This window comes from Flavobacterium aquariorum (genome assembly GCF_003254745.1).
GTDB lineage: Bacteria > Bacteroidota > Bacteroidia > Flavobacteriales > Flavobacteriaceae > Flavobacterium > Flavobacterium aquariorum.
Genome location: NZ_QKXH01000009.1, coordinates 70,836 through 88,600 on the forward strand (window position 1 = coordinate 70,836; position 17,765 = coordinate 88,600).

The following is a 17,765-nucleotide window of genomic DNA, read 5'->3' on the forward strand; positions in this document are numbered from 1 at the left end:
TTGGTTAAACCTTTGTAACTTTGGATAACTTAGCGACAAATTCAATTTTAATGAAGTATTTTTTTCTGTTTCTATCCACATTTGCTTTCGCACAACAAACCAAATCGGTTGATTTCAAAACCGTTAATGGTCATATCACCATTAATCCAAACAATAAAAGCATTAATGGCGATGTAACCTATACGTTTGAAATATTAAAACCCATTGATACTATTAAAATCGATGCGCAGAATATGACCTTTACCGATGTGGAACTGAAAGGCAAAAAGATTCCATTTACCACCAATGGAAAAGAATTGCTTTTGATTTATCCATTCCAAAAAGGTAAAAATTCAGTTCAGTTTTCATACGAAGCCAAACCCAAACAAACCTTGTATTTTGTAGGTTCTGAAAATACAGACAATTTAGAAATTTGGACACAAGGACAAGGAAAATATACCAGTCATTGGTTCCCGAGTTTTGATGATGTCAATGAAAAAGTGATTTTCAATATGGATATTGTTTTTGATTCCAAATATGAAGTGTTATCCAATGGTGTTTTAAAAAACAAAATAGAAGATAAAAACATAACCCATTGGAGTTACCAAATGAAAAAACCAATGAGTTCTTATTTACTGGTACTTGCTATTGGAAAATTTTATAAAAACACACAAAAAGCTAAATCGGGAATTCCTTTGGAAATGTACATAAATCCAAAAGATGTTGTAAAGCAAGAGCCAACCTATCGGTATTCCAAGGAAATATTTGATTATTTGGAAAAAGAAATAGGAGTGAAGTACCCTTGGAAAATCTACCGCCAAATTCCTGTTTCTGAGTTTTTGTATGCCGGAATGGAAAATACCAGTACTACATTATTTACAACCCGATATGTGGTTGACAACATTGGTTTTGAAGACCGAAGTTATACCAATGTCAATGCCCACGAACTCGCTCACCAATGGTTTGGTGATTTAATCACAGCCCAAAGCGGAAAAGATCATTGGCTTCAGGAAGGTTTTGCGACTTATTACGCTTTACTGGCTGAAAAAGAAATTTATGGGGAAGATTACTTTTATTCCAAATTATACGAATCGTCCATGCAACTCAAACAGGCTTCTAAAACGGATACCATTCCGGTGTTGAATGCCAAATCCAGTTCATTGTCTTTCTACCAAAAAGGAGCTTGGGCGTTACACGTTTTAAGGGAAGGAATTGGAGAGAAAGCTTTCAAAAAAGCCGTGAAGAATTACCTAAAGAAATATGCCTATCAAAATGTAACGACGCAAAATTTCTTCGAAGAAATCAAAAAAGTATCTAATTATGATTTGAAAAATTTCAGTAAAGTGTGGTTAGAATCATCAGCATTTAATAGCGAAATAGCCAACGAATTATTAGCCAAAAATAAAGCAATGCAAGTACAGCTTGAAGTTGCCAAACTCAGAAACAAACCATTGGCAGAGAAATATGTTTTTTTCGAAAAAACACTGCAATCGGATGTGTATTTTACCGTAAAAGCATCGATTGTTGGCCAACTGATGAAAGAGAAATTCGAAGATAAAAAACAGCTACTGCGATTGGCGTTGCAAACCCAAAACACCCAAGTTCGTCAAGCGGTTGCCGGCACGCTCCAGAAAATACCCGAAGACTTCAGAGCAGATTACGAAACATTGCTGGATGACAAATCCTACCAAACCCAAGAATTTGCACTGTATTATTTATGGAATAGCTTTGAAAATAAAAGATCGGAATATTTATTAAAGACCACAGATTGGGTAGGATTCAATGATTTCAATCTGCATATACTATGGTTGTCGTTGGCAATTTCAACATCCGAATATTCAGGCAACAAAGAAACGTATCTTCAGGAATTGGTTAGTTACTCTTCTACCAATTATGAAGCCACAACTAGACAAAATGCCTTGGAATATCTGATTAACTTTAATGTAATTAACGAGACTGTTTTAAAGAATTTAGTCAACGCCACGACGCATCATATGTGGCAATTTTCTAAATTTGGAAGAGAAAACATTAGGGTTTTATTAAAAAATCCCGAAATCAGGGCTTCTTTCCAAGCCATATTACCAAATTTAAACGAAAAGGAACAATTTCAATTGGATAGATTACTTAAAGAATAGATTCTAAGTTTCTAAGACTCTAATATTTTTTCAAAAAACTTAGAGTCTTAGTCTCTCAGCATCTTAGAAACTTTTTAAATATGCGAGCATTAGTAATTTCAGGAGGAGGCAGTAAAGGCGCATTTGCAGGTGGCGTAGCTCAGTATTTATTGCAAAATAAAGGTCGTACTTACGATTTATTTTTAGGAACGTCTACCGGAAGTTTACTTATTCCGCACTTGGCTTTAGGGGATATTGAGAAACTCCATTCGATTTTTACGAGCGTCGGCATGGATCAGATATTTGATATCAATCCGTTTATTGTTAAAAAGAAAAACAGAATAAGTTACGTAACGATTAACCATTTCAACGTTGTTCGGCAATTTTTGAGAGGAAAACGAACTTTTGGTGAAAGCAGAAATCTTCAAAAATTCATCAAAACCAATCTGACCGTTTCTGAATTTGACTACCTGAAATCATTACCAACAGATGTTATTGTAACCGTTACAAATATTTCCAAAAACGAAGCCGAATACAAATCGATTAAAAGCTGCACGTACAATGAATTTTGCGAATGGATTTGGATATCGAGCAATTACATTCCATTCATGAGTTTGGTCAAAAAAGAGGGCTGTGAATACGGAGATGGGGGATTTTCCAGTTTGGTACCCATTCGTGAAGCCATTCATCGCGGTGCCACCGAAATTGACGTTATTATCTTGGAAACCGAAATCACATTGACCAAAACCACTTTGGGAAAGAACCCGTTTTCATTAATGATTGATTTGTTTTTATTTTCCTTAGATCAGTTGGGAAAACACGATGTGTCGATTGGAAAACTCTCTGCTATAAACCATAATGTAAAACTCAATTTATATTACACCCCAACCAAGTTAACCAATAATGCACTCATTTTTAATCGAAAGAAAATGAAAAAATGGTGGCGACTTGGCTTCAAATATGCTCAAAATAAAAGCGAAATAATGAGTGAAATAAGGTGATAAAAAAGATCCTAAGATTCCAAGTTGCTAAGAATTTGAGAAAAAAAATTAGAAACTTACCCTCTCAGAATCTTAGTAACTAAAAAACTACCACATCTGGCTCACTTCCTTTTTGATATATCCCAGAGCAGCATTGCTTGGCGTTTGTTTTTCCAATAAATCATTCAATAAAGCTTCCCTTAATTGATCGGCGTTATTCACTACAGGACTCATAGCTGCTTTGCGAATCATCTGAATCGTAGCATTCTTGGCAGTGGTGATAATTGTCCAACACTCATCCGTCATGTATATTTGTTGCGCTAAATTGTGTTCAAATTCTTGTTCGATTTGAGCAATAACAAAATTGGCATAATCATTTTTTTCCGTCGAAATCGGAGAAATTCTAGTCAATAAATTAGAAAGACTAATGCGTTCCAAAAACAAAGTCATACGCTCATAAGCCTGCAAACGCAGGGGCATAGAATTTTTTTGTCCCTCTTTCATCAATAAATAACGACGTCTTCCTTCCTCATTTTTGGTATGCAAATTAAAAAAATAATAGGCAACCATCCCTGTGATAATAGCAGGCAAAGTATAACTCAGCAGTTCAAGCAATTTTGATAAATCCATTTGTTTTCGTTTTAAAAAAAGCAAAAATAATGTTTTTGAAACTAAATCAATGACTATTTTTTCGCAATAATATGAAGTGGATTGGTATTTTTGCCATTCAAGATTCAAAACCAAAATAGCATAAGCCCAAATGGAAACCTACATCATCGTATTACTTTGTTTAGCCGCCTTTTTTGCAGGATTTATAGATGCCATTGTAGGTGGGGGTGGCCTTATCCAAACACCGGTGGGACTTATACTTTTACCTAATCTTCCCGTTTCGACCGTGATAGGGTCTTTGAAAATTCCTGCATTTAGCGGTACATCATTTGCCGCTTATCAATATATGAAAAGAGTCACTATTAATTGGAGAATCCTAATTATTATGATGCTGCTAGCTTTTCCTGCCGCCTTTTTGGGATCTACATTATTAACTTATGTGAGCAATGATTTCATGAAACCTTTATTACTTATAGTGCTTTCACTATTAGCGATTTACACGTATGCCAAGAAAAATTTCGGGCAGCATCAAGTCAGAGACATTTCTGCCAGAACTCAAATTCTGAATGCCGTGGGAATCAGTTTTATAGTGGGATTTTACGATGGATTCATAGGCCCAGGCACGGGAAGCTTTCTGGTTGTTGCCTTCATCGCCATAATGGGATTTGACTTCTTACATGCCTCTGCCAATGCTAAAATGGTCAATCTCGCTACTAATTTTGGTTCCATTTGTTTATTTATGCTTAAAGGCAAAATCATTTGGGCCATCGCCCTACCCATGGCGGCCAGCAATGCAATAGGAGGTTTGATAGGTGCCAAACTCGCCATCAATCGGGGAAACAAATTCATCCGAATCTTCTTTTTGGTAGTTGTGGTTGGTACACTACTTCGTTTTGCCTACGATGTCTTTTTCAAATAATACCCTTTGTTATGTGGGCGTAACCACCACTAGAAAAAAGGGCTGCCAATAATACCATTTATGCGCCCTTTTTCCTAGTGGCGGTCAGGCTATCCGTTCTAATTCGGTGGCTAGCTTCTATCCTTTACGCGGTATTACGAATTTAGAAAAATATTAGGTATTCTGTTAATTTATGAATAATTATTCATAAATTTAATTAGTTTTTTTTATATTTTAGCAATCATTAAAAAATGACATTTCTCAAAAGTTACTCGCAAATAAAGCACTAGAATGATACCAAGCAAAGACAGAATACAAGTCCCGAAAGTAAAGTTTAACAAAAGTAGAAATCTGGAAATTACAGCTTCTCCAACTTCATCCAAACATGATTTTGATTTTTATCAGGGTAAATGGAAACTGAAGAACCGAAAACTAAAATCACGTTTGGACAATTGCAAAGAATGGATTGAGTTTGAATCTACTCAGGAAATGTATAGCATATTGAATGGCATTGGAAATATTGACAATTATCTTGCAACATTTGATGGTGAACCTTTTGAAGGGATGTCGTTGAGGCTTTTTAATCCAAAAACAAAACTTTGGACTATTTATTGGGCTGACTCTAATGAAGGAGTATTACAACCTGGGGTTATGGGTTCGTTTGAAAACAACATTGCTCATTTTTTTACTAAAGACACTTTTAATGGAAAGGAAATAGTCGTTGTATTTCGTTGGGACGTTAGAGACAAAGAGAATCCTATTTGGAGCCAGGCATTTTCGGAAGATAAGGGTAAAAACTGGGAATGGAATTGGTATATGTATTTTAGTTCTTTTGACAAAATTTAAATAACAAACACGAATTTTACGTATTTCCATGAATTCCTTTGTGGAATCATTACAATACCGCGATAACTGCATCGATTAGAGAAAACTAGTAAAATTCGTGTTTAGATTAACCTCCAATGGTAATCATTTATCAACACATTCAACAGTTGTAAATTTATATTTCACTTTTTCAAAATCTATTGGTGTGTCTTTGGCAAAATAAGAGCGTCCCAAATAGGTTTCTATTTTCCCACTGCCCAGAATGAGTTCGCTACCCTTTTTTAGCATTGCCATTGGGTTTTTGTATATTTTTTTATCATAAGTTCCCTGAAAAAATGTGTAGTCTACAAATAAGGTGTCTCCATGAAACCCACCGACAATTTTTCCAGTTTTTACTGGTCTATCCATAATTTTCATTACCATATCTCCAGTAATTTTATCATCTTTAAAAGTGTTGATTTTTAATTCAATAGTGTCATTTTCATACAACGCTTTGTAGCACGCAACACTTATCGGCTTTTCGGCACCAGCTTTGGCAGTTTCAATTTCTTTCTTTTTACAGCTTTGGAGTCCAATGCAAGTCAATAACAAACAGAATAGGCCTAAATTTTTCATAATAGTAAATTATTTAGTTAATAATTGTAACGATAGTATTTGCTAATTTACAAATAAATAGTGTGTATTAATAATATTTAGCGGACAATTATATTAAACCGCGAGTTGGCCCAAGGGACATTTTTATCTCCTAACTGTATAAAAAAAAACACTTATACCATTGATAATCAGATTGATTTTGTACTCATACAAGAAATTTGTATTAACTTTGATACAAGAAATTTTACAAACAATTTAATATACTTATACTATGAAAAAATTAAATGTTATTTGGATAATGCTGATGGTTTGTGCAATAAGCACAACATCAATATTTGGTCAATCAGACGCCAAAAAGGATAAAATTATAGCTGACTGTAATACGTCAAAAGCTGAGTTCATTAAAACTGATCATCTTATGAAATCAATTTTTGACAATGCTTATGGTTATGTCATCTTTCCAAATGTCGGAAAAGGTGGCGTCGGAGTTGGAGGAGCAGCTGGTAACGGGGCTGTATATGAAAATAATCATTTGATAGGAATGGCAAAATTATCGCAATTGAGCATTGGTTTTCAGGCTGGGGGGCAAGCATATCGTGAGGTAATATTTTTTGAGTCACAATCGGCAATGGAACGTTTTAAACAAAGTAAATTTGAGTTTGCAGCTCAAGTATCAGCTGTAGCCGCAAAAGCTGGCGCTTCGGGAAATGCAAAATATGCTAACGGTGTTATGGTGTTCACCATGCAAAAAGGAGGGCTTATGTACGAGGCTGCTGTTGGGGGACAGAAATTTAAATTTAATAAAATATAATTTTTGCTAGTGAAACCAATGATCTAAATATAATGGTTTTATAAAAAAGCTACAAAACATAAAAAACTAAAAGCTATGATCTAAAAATGTCATGGCTTTTTTTGTTTCTCTCCTAAGGTTTTAAAAAAATTATAGTTATCGAAAATCCGCTTTTTGAAATTTACATACTAAATAGTAAGCAATTTCTAAATCTTTTAAAAAATCCACACATATTTAATGTGTTAAAAATTAAATAGTTACAAAACAAATAGTTGTTAATTTTAATCTAAATATTTAGCCAAAATCCAATATCATAAATATTTGGCATTAAACTTGCACTCAAACTAATATACATTTTAAAATTAAAAGTCAGTAATACAAGTTTGAATACTGCCATACAATTATTTATAACATAAGGTAATCATGAAAAATATAATTCCTGAAATTGATACGAATCAAGCAAGAGAATTTACAGATCAGAAAGACAATAAATTCGGATATACTCAAAATCAATATTCAATAGTAGAGCAAAAACAAAAGAAAAAAACATCATCCAAATTAATTAAAGGGAAAGTCAAAGTATATAGCAATAATGATAGGTTAAAACTCACAAATAGTCAATACCATGACGATGAATCAGAATTAGAACTAATTTCGGAAAGAATGTTATTATTCTTGAAATTTACTTTTCTAATTTTGATAGTGACTGTTTTCTTTTTATTCCTTAAAAAAAGCATCTAAAAATAGACACTCCCAATGAGCATATAGTAATCATTCAATATCAACTATTTACTTCGCACTTTTACTACTACCAACATGTAATTAGTCGCATAGTGCATAAAAAAAAGCTACTGCATATAAAAACTAAAAGCTGCGATTTAAAAAAGTCGCAGCTTTTTTTTATCTTTAAAATATCTAACCCTAAATAACTGTACAAATTCTAAGATTACTGCATGGCAAAAAATAAAACAACTGAAACAGAAAATAGTGTCGCCGCTTTTTTAGCCTCCATAAGCAATGCAAAAAGGCGCGAAGACTGTTCAAAAATAATTGATCTGCTAGGCAAACTGTCAAGCTTTGAACCCAAAATGTGGGGAACTGCTATTGTTGGTTTCGGAATGTATAATTATAAATACGATAGCGGACATGAGGGGAATGCGTCACTTGTAGGTCTTGCTTCACGGAAAAATGCCATAACGGTATATCTCGCTTCTACTTTTGCCGAGAAAGAAGCATTGCTATCCAAATTAGGAAAACATAAAACCAGTAAAACTTGCTTGTACATACAAAAACTAGAAGATATTGATATCGCAGTATTGGGACAATTGGCACAAAAATCGATTGCCCATATTAAGGAATTGTATCCAAATTGATATTAATAGCTAGATAACTTCTATTTTTATCTTTCAAATAAAAACTAAATCTTCTAATAAAACATGAAACTACAGTTTTCAAAAAATGACTTTCCAGCAAATCCTAAAATAAAAGAAAATTTTATTTTGGAATTCAATGAGGAATTTGAAAAAGATACAATCGATACCGAAAATTGGTTACCCTTCTATTTACCGCAATGGAGTTCGAAGAAAATGTCCCGGCCACAATATGAAATCAATAACGGCAATTTGATTTTACAAATTACCAAAAAACAAAAGCCTTGGTGCCCTGAATTTAATGGAGAAGTGAAGTGTTCTTCGATTCAAACAGGTGTTTTTTCTGGAGAAGTTGGAAGCGGCATTGGACAGCACAAATTTAATCCCAATTGTGTGGTAAGAGAAAAGCAAAACACATCCAAAACCTATTTGCCTCAATATGGTTTTTTTGAAATTAGAGCCAAATCATTAGATACCCATTCGAATGTTGTGGCGCTGTGGATGATAGGATTTGAAGACAGCCCAGATAAATCAGCAGAGATTTGCATTTTTGAAGTTAAAGGTTGTAATGTGCAGGAAAGCAAAGCAAAAATTGGCTATGGCATTCATAAATTCAATGATCCAAATTTAAAAGAAGCCTTTTATGAAGATGATTTTGATATTGATGTCACTCAATTTCATATTTATTCGGCTGAATGGACTCCTGAAAAAGTGATTTTTTATATTGATAACCAAAAAATCAGGGAGATTAAACAGTCACCTAATTATCCAATGCAATTTATGCTAGGCATTTATGAAATTCCCACAGAAACGGGGAGTGAAAAAGATAAAATCTATCCGAAAAACTTTGTTATCGATTATGTTAGGGGTTACAAACACAAATAATTTTACCGAAAACTCTTTTATTTTGTAATTAAATTCAACGATTTTTACCTTACTTTAAATATTACAATAAGCACAATTCGATTGAAAATTTAAATTTTCAGATTATAAACTGGATGTTAAAAATCGACAAGTATACACGGAATTGAAGAATTTATATCAAGAATATAATATGCTTTTGGAATTTTACATAAAACGAGATATGCATCACAAATTAATAGTACCTAATATTGACAATTAGGGTTTTAAATATATTATTTACTTTTAAAAACGGGTCATCTTGTTTTGCAGAATCTCGCGTGAGGGATAGAAGGAAGCTACCAAAGTAGCCCGGATAGCCCGACCGCAATAGAGAAAGGGGCGAATAGAGACCAATATTAGACAGCCCCTTTTTCTATTGTGGTCACGCCCAAATTATTTTAGATTGCAGAGTTTAGATTGCAGAATACTAAATTTAGATTTTAATATTTGAAAACTATAGCCCAAAAACTGCTTTCTAAATTCTATAATCTGAATTCTGTTAAGACTCGTTTATTCATTCTTAAATTCTTATTTTTGCATTAAACTGAATTTTTTCGATGCAAAAATATATAGAACAACTTAACGAGGCACAACGCGAACCTGTATTGCAAAAGGATGGTCCTATGATAATTATTGCGGGTGCAGGCTCTGGAAAAACTCGTGTACTAACGATCAGGATTGCTTATTTGATGCACCAAGGTGTTGATCCATTTAATATTTTATCCCTTACTTTTACCAATAAGGCAGCGAGGGAAATGAAGAAACGTATCTCGGATATTGTTGGTGCCAGTGAAGCCAAAAATCTGTGGATGGGAACTTTTCACTCTGTTTTTGCCCGAATTTTGCGTTCGGAAGCGGAGCATTTGGGTTATCCTTCTAATTTTACGATTTATGATTCGCAGGATTCTTTGCGCGCTATATCAGGAATTATCAAGGAAATGCAGTTGGATCGTGATGTGTACAAACCGAAACAAGTTCTGAGTCGAATTTCTAATTTTAAAAACAGCCTTATTACCGTAAAAGCTTATTTTAATGATCCCGATTTGCAAGAAGCCGATGCGATGAGTAAAAAGCCTAGAATGGGGGAGATTTATCAGAATTATGTAGATCGATGCTTCAAGTCAGGAGCGATGGATTTTGATGATTTATTATTGAAAACTAATGAATTACTAACTCGTTTTCCAGAAGTTTTGGCAAAATACCAGAACCGTTTTCGCTACCTCTTGGTAGATGAGTACCAAGACACCAACCATTCGCAGTATTTGATTGTTCGCGCTTTGTCGGATAAATTTCAGAATATTTGCGTAGTAGGGGATGATGCACAAAGTATTTATGCTTTCCGTGGTGCGAACATCAATAACATTTTGAACTTCCAGAAAGATTATGAAGGAGTAAAAACCTTTAGGCTGGAACAGAATTATCGTTCGACCAAAAATATCGTTGAAGCAGCCAATACCATTATTGATAAAAACAAAGTAAAACTGGACAAAGTGGTCTGGACGGCCAATGAATTTGGTCCTAAAATAAAAGTACACCGCAGTATTACCGATAATGAAGAAGGGCGATTTGTTGCTGCTACCATTTGGGAACAAAAAATGAACCATCAGTTGCACAATGGTGCTTTTGCAATTTTGTATCGTACAAACGCGCAATCCAAGGCCATGGAAGATGCGTTGCGAAAAAGAGATATTCCGTATCGTATTTATGGAGGTTTATCTTTTTATCAACGAAAAGAGGTTAAAGATGCGCTGTGTTATTTAAGATTGGTTATCAATCCTAAAGATGAAGAAGCTTTGGTGCGCGTGATCAATTATCCTGCTCGAGGAATTGGAAATACAACTATCGAGAAGCTTACAATTGCGGCTAATCATTACAAACGCTCTATTTTTGAAGTAATGCAAAATATTGAGCGAATTGACTTGAAACTGAATTCGGGAACAAAGCAGAAACTGTTGGATTTTGTTACGATGATTCAGAGTTTTCAGGTGATTAATGAGAATCACGATGCATTTTATGTTGTAGAACATGTAGCCAAAAAAACTGGCCTGATTCAAGAATTAAAAAAAGACGCTACTCCTGAAGGAATGGCTCGAATTGAAAATATTGAACAATTGCTGAATGGAGTTAAGGATTTTATCGAAGGACAAAAAGAGGTTGATGGAGCTCGTGGCGCATTATCTGAATTTATGGAAGATGTAGCACTCGCAACTGACTTGGACAAAGATACCAGCGATGAAGACCGTGTGGCTTTAATGACAATCCATTTGGCCAAAGGACTGGAGTTTCCGCATGTATTTGTGGTAGGAATGGAGGAAGATTTGTTTCCAAGTGCCATGAGTATGAGTACACGAAGCGAACTCGAAGAAGAACGTCGATTATTTTATGTAGCTTTAACCCGTGCGGAACATCAAGCGTATTTAACGTATGCTCAATCGCGTTATCGTTGGGGAAAATTGACCGACAGTGAACCTTCGCGTTTTATTGAAGAAATTGATGGCCAATATTTGGAATATCTTACACCAGCCGAAAGCAATTACCGTTTCAAACCTATGATTGACGGTGATATTTTTGGAGATGTGGATAAATCCAAATTACGTCTGGCCAAACCGATAGGAAGTACGCCACCAAAACACGTTGCTGATAACGAGCCTAAATCAGATATTAATATTCGGAAACTGAAACCGGTATCAGGAAGTAATCCTTCAGCTGGAAGCGCAAATTTATTTGACAATACACTAGTTCCAGGAAATGTGGTTATGCATGAACGCTTTGGAAAAGGGCAAGTCATCAACCTTGAAGGTGTTGGCGCCGATAAAAAAGCAGAAATCAAGTTTGAAGTAGGTGGCTTAAAAAAATTGTTATTGCGTTTTGCAAAATTGGATATAATAGGTTAAGAAATGTTTCAAGTTTAAGGTTTCAAGTTTCGCACAGTATAGCTTTAAACCTTTTAACATTTAAACTTTAAAAAAAAAACATGGCTCAAATTATAAAAATATACGAAGACAAACCCAACGAATCAGCAATTGCAAAAGTCGTTAAGGTTTTAAAAGAAGGTGGTTTAGTAATTTACCCTACAGATACCGTTTATGGATTGGGTTGTGATATCACTAATTCACGAGCTCTTGAAAAAATTGCTAAAATAAAAGGAGTAAAGTTAGAAAAAGCCAATTTCTCGTTTATTTGCCACGATTTGAGCAATTTATCCGATTATGTAAAGCAAATAGATACTTCGACTTTTAAAATACTTAAAAGAGCATTACCGGGTCCTTATACTTTTATTCTTCCGGGCAATAATAGTTTGCCTAAGGAATTCAAGAAGAAAACAACCGTTGGTATCCGTGTTCCCGATAATTCAATCGCATTGGAAATAGTGCGTCAACTTGGAAATCCAATCGTTTCAACATCCATTCGAGATGAAGATGAAGTAATCGAATATACAACTGACCCAGAGCTTATTTTTGAAAAATGGCAAAATTTGGTGGACCTAGTCATCGATGGAGGTTATGGTGACAATATTGGATCAACAATTATCGATTTATCTGGAGATGAGCCTATTGTGATTAGAGAAGGTAAGGGAAGTTTGGATATTTTGTAATTAAAATTTCACAAAAAATTTGATTATTGATAAAAATATTGTTAATTAGCTAGCAGTTTAAATAACTTTAATTTTGCAATATGAAAAATTTATATGTACTTTTTTATTTGGTTATGACTTTAAGTTCCTTTTCTCAAAACATTAAAGGAAAGGTTTTTGATAAAGATAAAATACCATTATCAGGCGTAAATATCTATTATAAGGGTACTACAATTTCTACGGTTTCCGATGAAAATGGATTTTTTTCTTTAAATTATGTTCCTAAAGCAAATACTATTTTAGTAATAAGTTTTATGGGATTTCAAACACAATATTTCACAGGTTTTGATGTAAATAAGGATCTAAATATAAAATTAAGTCCTTCAGAAAACACTCTAAAAGAAGTAGTAGTAAGTAGAAAGGATCAATTTTCAAGAAAACAAAAACTAAAAATATTTAGAGAACAGTTTTTGGGGCAAACTCCTAATGGTAAGGTTGCACTAATCGAAAATGAAGAAGATATATACTTTAAATACGATAAGAAAAATTTTGTTTTAAAAGCTTTTTCTGACAAGCCCTTAATCATTATTAGTCCTTCTTTAGGATATAAAATATACTATGAATTAGAGAGTTTTGAAGTTACATTTAGTAAATTAAGTGTCTATGCTGATGATGCTGTTTTAAGTTTTTATAAAGGGTTAAGTCGTTTTGAAGAAATAAATAATACAAGTGAAATTTTAATACATAGAGAAAAAGCATATCAAGGTTCTCAAATTCATTTTTTTAGTAATATGGCAAATAATATTTGGAGTAAAAAGCAGTTTTTATTATCCAATAATGAACAGCCAATGAGCTCAAATAATTGTTTTAAAATATACAAAGAAGAAGATTTTATTAAAGTAGAAGTGATAAAACAGTCTGAAAAAAATAAAAGTACCAAATTTATTGCTTCTTACGACATTCTGTTTCATCAAAAGGAGGAATCAAATGTTATTTTTGAAACTAGTTCTTTTACTATTGATAGATATGGAAATAATTCTAATATAGAAAATATTATTTTTTCCGGAAAAATTTCAGAAGAGAAAATGGGAGATATGCTACCATTTAACTATATGTCTGTGCCAGAAAAACTTCTCCAATAATAATTTAGAAAGAAACCAGATTTGTTAAAAATAATTTATTTATATGAAGAGGAGTCAGTTGTATATATGTGAAGTAAGGGAAGTCTTGATATTCTTTAAAAAAATATTAATTTTTTTATAAATTAATTGGATAATTTAGAATAAAAGCCTTATTTAGTGAAATATTTAAGAAAAAAACTCATTTAGAGCCATTTATAGCATGTAGTTCTTAATTTATATTTAATTGGTTGTTAAAGAAAAAATTAGGGATACATAAAAGCAGGACTTTAGTTCTGCTTTTTTTGTGCTTAATTTTTAACTCAAAAATTGGATTAATTTCAATTTTAAAAACAGATTTCACAAAAATAAAGACATAAAAAAACGCCTCGAAATTATTCGAGGCGTATCTTTAATTTTTAAAATGATTTATTTTTGAACTGGTGCTGCTGCAGTTGGTTTTTTCATTTCTTTTTCAACCATATCATAGAATTGATCTATTTTTGGCATTACATAGATACGAGTTCTTCTGTTTTTAGATTTGTTTTCCGCAGAATCATTAGGTACCAAAGGAACGTATGAACTTCTACCTGCTGCGATTAATTGTTCTGGTTTTACGCCTAGATCATTAGATAGAATACGGATAATAGCTGTAGAACGTTTTACACTTAAATCCCAGTTATCGATTAAGCAAGAATTCCCTTTAAGTACATCAGTATCGGTATGACCTTCAACCATACATTCAAAATCTGGTTTGTCATTAACCACTTTAGCAACTTTAGACAAAACTCCTTTAGCTTTATCGCTTACTTCATAACTACCGCTTTTGAATAACATTTTATCAGAGATAGAGATAAATACCACGCCTTTATCAACATTGATTTCGATGTCTTGATCATTCATTCCAACAACTGATTTCAAACTGGTAACAACTGCAAGGGTGACGCTGTCTTTTTTGGTTAAAGCATCTTGCATTCTGGTAATTTTCAAATCTTTTTCTTTAATAGATTCCAAAGCTTTTTCAATATTTTCTGCACCTTTAGTAGATAGAATTGTCATATCTTTTGAAGTGCTTATCAAATGTTGATTAGTTTCTCTCAATCCATCTACAGTCGCTTTAAGACCTGCTTTTTCTTCTAGGCAAGAATTTAGTTTTACTGTACAAGTATTTAGCAAATCTTGTGTTTCTTTATTCTTAGCTTCCAAAGCTGCATATTCTTTTTTAGACACACATGATGTCAAAAGAGCCAATGCTGATAGAGTGATCATTAATTTTTTCATAGAATGCAAATTTTAATTAAACGTGAATTACAAAGTTAGTTTTTAAATGTTAATTTTAAATGTAAATTATTGTTAAATAACATCACCAAAAACTGTGCCATTTTTAACATAATAACCATAAACGATGCTTTTTGTTTTAAAGTATATTTCGATCTGATTTTTTTCTCTTTTTTTATAATTCTTTAAAAATAATCCATAAAAAGAAAAATGTGCTCGTATAATAGCCCAACAATGAGAGAATTGACCTCCTATGATGAATTTCATGCCAGCAATTCCATCCAACAACATTCGAATTATAAGAACCTGAAAAAGAGTATTTTGTGGTAAATTCTTGGTTAACATTAATAATGAATTTCTAAAATTTAGAAACGTTTTTTGTGGATTAGCTTGTTGCAAAGTAGCTCCTCCAACATGATAAACTATTGATTCTGAGCAATACTTTATTTTATACCCTTTATTGATGGTTCGCCAACATAAATCAATTTCTTCCTGATGGGCAAAAAAATCTTCATCAAAACCTTTCAGTTCCTTATAAATAGAAGATCGAATAAAAAAACAGGCACCAGAAGCCCAAAATATTTCCGTATCATCATTATACTGTCCGTTGTCTTTTTCCAGATTATCAAAAATACGGCCACGACAAAAGGGATAACCAAATTGATCAATAAATCCACCAGCAGCTCCAGCATACTCAAAATAGTCTTTCTTTTTAAAATCTAATATTTTAGGTTGAATGATTGCGGTTTCGGGTTCCGTTTCAAAAGTTTCCAAAATAGGTTTCAACCAATTCTCCGTAACTTCAATATCAGAATTTACTAGAGCATAAATTTCCGCATCAATATGTTGCAGAGCCTCGTTATACCCGCCCGCAAACCCTTGATTGGTTTTGTTTTGAACTATTTTAATTGTGGGATAATTTTTCTTTACAAATGCTATGGATTCATCTGTTGAGGCATTATCGGCAACATACACAGTTGCTTCGGGAGAATATTGAATTACAGAAGGCAAAAACTGTTCTAAAAGTTTTACTCCATTCCAATTAAGAATTACTACGGCTATTTTTTCCAAGGAAGTTTATTTATGTTTTATGAATTCGAAATTAATACTCAAAAATCTTTTTCTATATTTTGTTCTCCATATTCTTTTTTGTCAAAACATAATCTGGAAGTTCTTTTAAAAATTCGTATTTCTCATTTTCGAAATCCATTAGACAAAAATAATGATTAAGTCCGTTGGTTACCATCAAAAATTCAGCTTCCAAAGTCATATTATATCTCGCAATTTGATCAAAAGTCGCTTGTGCAATTTTAACTTCTGGTGCTTTGCATTCGATTAATATTAAAATAGTGCCATTTGGATTGAAAACCACAACATCATAGCGCTTACGCAAACCATTGACCATTAACACTTTTTCTACATTAATAAGGGATATTGGATATTTTTTTTCGTCCAATAAAAAATGTATAACATGTTGACGAACCCATTCTTCGGGTGTAAGAATGATGAATTTTTTCCTGATTGCATCAAAAATTGATACTTTATTTTCGCTATTTTTGAAACGAAAAGTATAGGAAGGAAAATTGAGTTTTTGCATGAAGCAAAAGTATTAAATAAGTTTTAAGGTTTTAGTTTTTGAAATCTAAAATCTAAAATTTGAAATCTAAATTAAAAATGGACGAAGTTGTAAAGATTGTAAATGATATAAAGGCAGGAAACATCAAACCCATTTATTTTTTGATGGGAGAAGAGCCTTATTACATTGACAAATTATCAGAATATATTGAAGCAAATATTTTATCCGACGAGGAAAAAGGTTTCAATCAAACTGTTTTATATGGCAGAGATGTCACTGTTGAAGATATTGTTTCGACAGCTAAACGATATCCAATGATGGCTGACCGCCAGGTAGTCATTGTCAAAGAAGCCCAAGAATTATCCAGAACAATCGACAAAATTGAAAGTTATGCAGAAAACCCAATGCCTTCAACCGTTTTGGTGTTTTGTTACAAATACAAGACCTTAGATAAACGAAAAAAAGTCACTAAACTTTTGTCCAAAAATGGGATCGTTTATGAAAGTAAAAAACTATATGAAAATCAGGTCGGGGATTGGATTAAACGTGTATTAGCAGGAAAAAAATACACTATTGAACCCAAAGCTTCCGCTATATTGGTCGAGTTTCTAGGAACCGATTTGAGTAAAATCAATAATGAACTGGAAAAACTGCAAATCATATTGCCTGCAGGAACTACTATTTCAGCCAAAGACATAGAAGAAAATATTGGGTTCAGTAAAGACTATAATGTCTTTGAATTACGAAAAGCCATTGGCGAACGCGACCAACTGAAAGCCTATAAAATTGCCGATAATTTTGCACAAAATCCAAAAGACAATCCAATAGTAATGACAACCGGTTTGGTATTTGGTTTTTTCGTACAATTATTGAAATACCATGGTTTAAAAGATAAAAATCCTAAAAATGTGGCCTCCGCTTTGGGTGTGAATCCATTTTTTTTAAAAGATTATGATGTTGCGGTCAAAAATTATCCGATGAGAAAAGTGAGTCAGATTGTAGCTTCATTACGAGATACCGATGTAAAAAGTAAAGGAGTTGGTGCCAACAGTTTGTCACAGGCTGATTTGTTAAGAGAAATGCTTTATAAAATATTTAATTAAAAACAATTATACTATGTTTGGTTCCGCTAAAAAATTCCATTTCATAATTGGTTT

General features: G+C 33.0%; 17 protein-coding genes. 12 read left to right on the top strand and 5 right to left on the bottom strand.

The window, feature by feature from the left end; genetic code table 11:
• Positions 1-50: 50 nt before the first annotated feature.
• On the top strand, positions 51-2,114 hold the full coding sequence (locus tag DOS84_RS14355; protein WP_111410812.1) for a M1 family metallopeptidase: 2,064 nt from the start codon (positions 51-53) through the stop codon (positions 2,112-2,114).
• Positions 2,115-2,194: 80 nt separating this feature from the next.
• The gene (locus tag DOS84_RS14360) at positions 2,195-3,094 is read left to right on the top strand and encodes a patatin-like phospholipase family protein (RefSeq protein WP_111410813.1); all 900 of its coding nucleotides are present in this window, start codon (positions 2,195-2,197) and stop codon (positions 3,092-3,094) included.
• Between the two features lie 87 nt (positions 3,095-3,181).
• Here the strand turns inward: DOS84_RS14360 and DOS84_RS14365 are convergent, their stop codons facing one another.
• A complete protein-coding gene (locus DOS84_RS14365) occupies positions 3,182-3,703 on the bottom strand; it encodes a DUF7935 family protein (protein WP_111410912.1) in 522 nt (173 codons plus the stop codon).
• A gap of 130 nt (positions 3,704-3,833) precedes the next feature.
• Here DOS84_RS14365 and DOS84_RS14370 point away from each other — a divergent pair, with 130 nt between their 5' ends.
• The gene (locus DOS84_RS14370) at positions 3,834-4,601 is read left to right on the top strand and encodes a sulfite exporter TauE/SafE family protein (protein WP_111410814.1); all 768 of its coding nucleotides are present in this window, start codon (positions 3,834-3,836) and stop codon (positions 4,599-4,601) included.
• A gap of 270 nt (positions 4,602-4,871) precedes the next feature.
• Entirely contained in the window at positions 4,872-5,426 is a 555-nt protein-coding gene (locus DOS84_RS14375; RefSeq protein WP_111410815.1) for a hypothetical protein, read from the top strand.
• Between the two features lie 123 nt (positions 5,427-5,549).
• On the opposite strand, the gene DOS84_RS14380 is transcribed toward DOS84_RS14375, so the two are convergent.
• Positions 5,550-6,020 (bottom strand): hypothetical protein, encoded by a 471-nt coding sequence (locus DOS84_RS14380; protein WP_111410816.1) that lies wholly within the window; start codon positions 6,018-6,020, stop codon positions 5,550-5,552.
• 250 nt (positions 6,021-6,270) lie between these two features.
• On the opposite strand from DOS84_RS14380, the gene DOS84_RS14385 reads away from it, so the two are divergent.
• From DOS84_RS14385 to DOS84_RS14415, 7 genes are all read left to right on the top strand, one after another.
• Positions 6,271-6,810 (top strand): lipid-binding SYLF domain-containing protein, encoded by a 540-nt coding sequence (locus tag DOS84_RS14385; protein WP_111410817.1) that lies wholly within the window; start codon positions 6,271-6,273, stop codon positions 6,808-6,810.
• A 402-nt stretch (positions 6,811-7,212) separates the two neighbouring features.
• Entirely contained in the window at positions 7,213-7,530 is a 318-nt protein-coding gene (locus DOS84_RS14390) for a hypothetical protein (RefSeq protein WP_111410818.1), read from the top strand.
• 212 nt (positions 7,531-7,742) lie between these two features.
• The gene (locus DOS84_RS14395) at positions 7,743-8,162 is read left to right on the top strand and encodes a DUF1801 domain-containing protein (RefSeq protein WP_111410819.1); all 420 of its coding nucleotides are present in this window, start codon (positions 7,743-7,745) and stop codon (positions 8,160-8,162) included.
• 63 nt (positions 8,163-8,225) lie between these two features.
• Positions 8,226-9,044 carry a glycoside hydrolase family 16 protein gene (locus DOS84_RS14400; protein WP_111410820.1) on the top strand — a complete coding sequence of 273 codons (819 nt, stop codon included), beginning with the start codon at positions 8,226-8,228 and terminating at the stop codon, positions 9,042-9,044.
• 575 nt (positions 9,045-9,619) lie between these two features.
• Complete coding sequence (locus DOS84_RS14405; RefSeq protein ID WP_111410821.1) at positions 9,620-11,956, top strand: ATP-dependent helicase; 2,337 nt, start codon at positions 9,620-9,622, stop codon at positions 11,954-11,956.
• A gap of 80 nt (positions 11,957-12,036) precedes the next feature.
• Positions 12,037-12,657 (top strand): L-threonylcarbamoyladenylate synthase, encoded by a 621-nt coding sequence (locus DOS84_RS14410; protein ID WP_111410822.1) that lies wholly within the window; start codon positions 12,037-12,039, stop codon positions 12,655-12,657.
• An 80-nt stretch (positions 12,658-12,737) separates the two neighbouring features.
• Positions 12,738-13,778, top strand: a complete 1,041-nt coding sequence (locus DOS84_RS14415) for a carboxypeptidase-like regulatory domain-containing protein (protein ID WP_111410823.1) — start codon at positions 12,738-12,740, stop codon at positions 13,776-13,778.
• Between the two features lie 405 nt (positions 13,779-14,183).
• On the opposite strand, the gene DOS84_RS14420 is transcribed toward DOS84_RS14415, so the two are convergent.
• The 3 genes from DOS84_RS14420 to DOS84_RS14430 all read right to left on the bottom strand — a co-directional run bounded on the left by DOS84_RS14420 (position 14,184) and on the right by DOS84_RS14430 (position 16,629).
• Complete coding sequence (locus DOS84_RS14420) at positions 14,184-15,035, bottom strand: OmpA/MotB family protein (protein ID WP_111410824.1); 852 nt, start codon at positions 15,033-15,035, stop codon at positions 14,184-14,186.
• A 72-nt stretch (positions 15,036-15,107) separates the two neighbouring features.
• Complete coding sequence (locus DOS84_RS14425) at positions 15,108-16,103, bottom strand: glycosyltransferase family 2 protein (protein ID WP_111410825.1); 996 nt, start codon at positions 16,101-16,103, stop codon at positions 15,108-15,110.
• Between the two features lie 52 nt (positions 16,104-16,155).
• The gene (locus DOS84_RS14430; RefSeq protein ID WP_111410826.1) at positions 16,156-16,629 is read right to left on the bottom strand and encodes a type I restriction enzyme HsdR N-terminal domain-containing protein; all 474 of its coding nucleotides are present in this window, start codon (positions 16,627-16,629) and stop codon (positions 16,156-16,158) included.
• A gap of 77 nt (positions 16,630-16,706) precedes the next feature.
• Here DOS84_RS14430 and holA point away from each other — a divergent pair, with 77 nt between their 5' ends.
• Complete coding sequence (gene holA, locus DOS84_RS14435; RefSeq protein ID WP_111410827.1) at positions 16,707-17,711, top strand: DNA polymerase III subunit delta; 1,005 nt, start codon at positions 16,707-16,709, stop codon at positions 17,709-17,711.
• Positions 17,712-17,765 lie beyond the last annotated feature (54 nt).

Excerpts from the sequence above, each read along its gene's own strand:
- DOS84_RS14355 (WP_111410812.1), top strand. The coding sequence starts at position 51 with ATGAAGTATTTTTTTCTGTTTCTATCCACATTTGCTTTCGCACAACAA.
- DOS84_RS14360 (WP_111410813.1), top strand. The coding sequence starts at position 2,195 with ATGCGAGCATTAGTAATTTCAGGAGGAGGCAGTAAAGGCGCATTTGCA.
- DOS84_RS14365 (WP_111410912.1), bottom strand. The coding sequence starts at position 3,703 with ATGGATTTATCAAAATTGCTTGAACTGCTGAGTTATACTTTGCCTGCT.
- DOS84_RS14370 (WP_111410814.1), top strand. The coding sequence starts at position 3,834 with ATGGAAACCTACATCATCGTATTACTTTGTTTAGCCGCCTTTTTTGCA.
- DOS84_RS14375 (WP_111410815.1), top strand. The coding sequence starts at position 4,872 with ATGATACCAAGCAAAGACAGAATACAAGTCCCGAAAGTAAAGTTTAAC.
- DOS84_RS14380 (WP_111410816.1), bottom strand. The coding sequence starts at position 6,020 with ATGAAAAATTTAGGCCTATTCTGTTTGTTATTGACTTGCATTGGACTC.
- DOS84_RS14385 (WP_111410817.1), top strand. The coding sequence starts at position 6,271 with ATGAAAAAATTAAATGTTATTTGGATAATGCTGATGGTTTGTGCAATA.
- DOS84_RS14390 (WP_111410818.1), top strand. The coding sequence starts at position 7,213 with ATGAAAAATATAATTCCTGAAATTGATACGAATCAAGCAAGAGAATTT.
- DOS84_RS14395 (WP_111410819.1), top strand. The coding sequence starts at position 7,743 with ATGGCAAAAAATAAAACAACTGAAACAGAAAATAGTGTCGCCGCTTTT.
- DOS84_RS14400 (WP_111410820.1), top strand. The coding sequence starts at position 8,226 with ATGAAACTACAGTTTTCAAAAAATGACTTTCCAGCAAATCCTAAAATA.
- DOS84_RS14405 (WP_111410821.1), top strand. The coding sequence starts at position 9,620 with ATGCAAAAATATATAGAACAACTTAACGAGGCACAACGCGAACCTGTA.
- DOS84_RS14410 (WP_111410822.1), top strand. The coding sequence starts at position 12,037 with ATGGCTCAAATTATAAAAATATACGAAGACAAACCCAACGAATCAGCA.
- DOS84_RS14415 (WP_111410823.1), top strand. The coding sequence starts at position 12,738 with ATGAAAAATTTATATGTACTTTTTTATTTGGTTATGACTTTAAGTTCC.
- DOS84_RS14420 (WP_111410824.1), bottom strand. The coding sequence starts at position 15,035 with ATGAAAAAATTAATGATCACTCTATCAGCATTGGCTCTTTTGACATCA.
- DOS84_RS14430 (WP_111410826.1), bottom strand. The coding sequence starts at position 16,629 with ATGCAAAAACTCAATTTTCCTTCCTATACTTTTCGTTTCAAAAATAGC.
- holA (WP_111410827.1), top strand. The coding sequence starts at position 16,707 with ATGGACGAAGTTGTAAAGATTGTAAATGATATAAAGGCAGGAAACATC.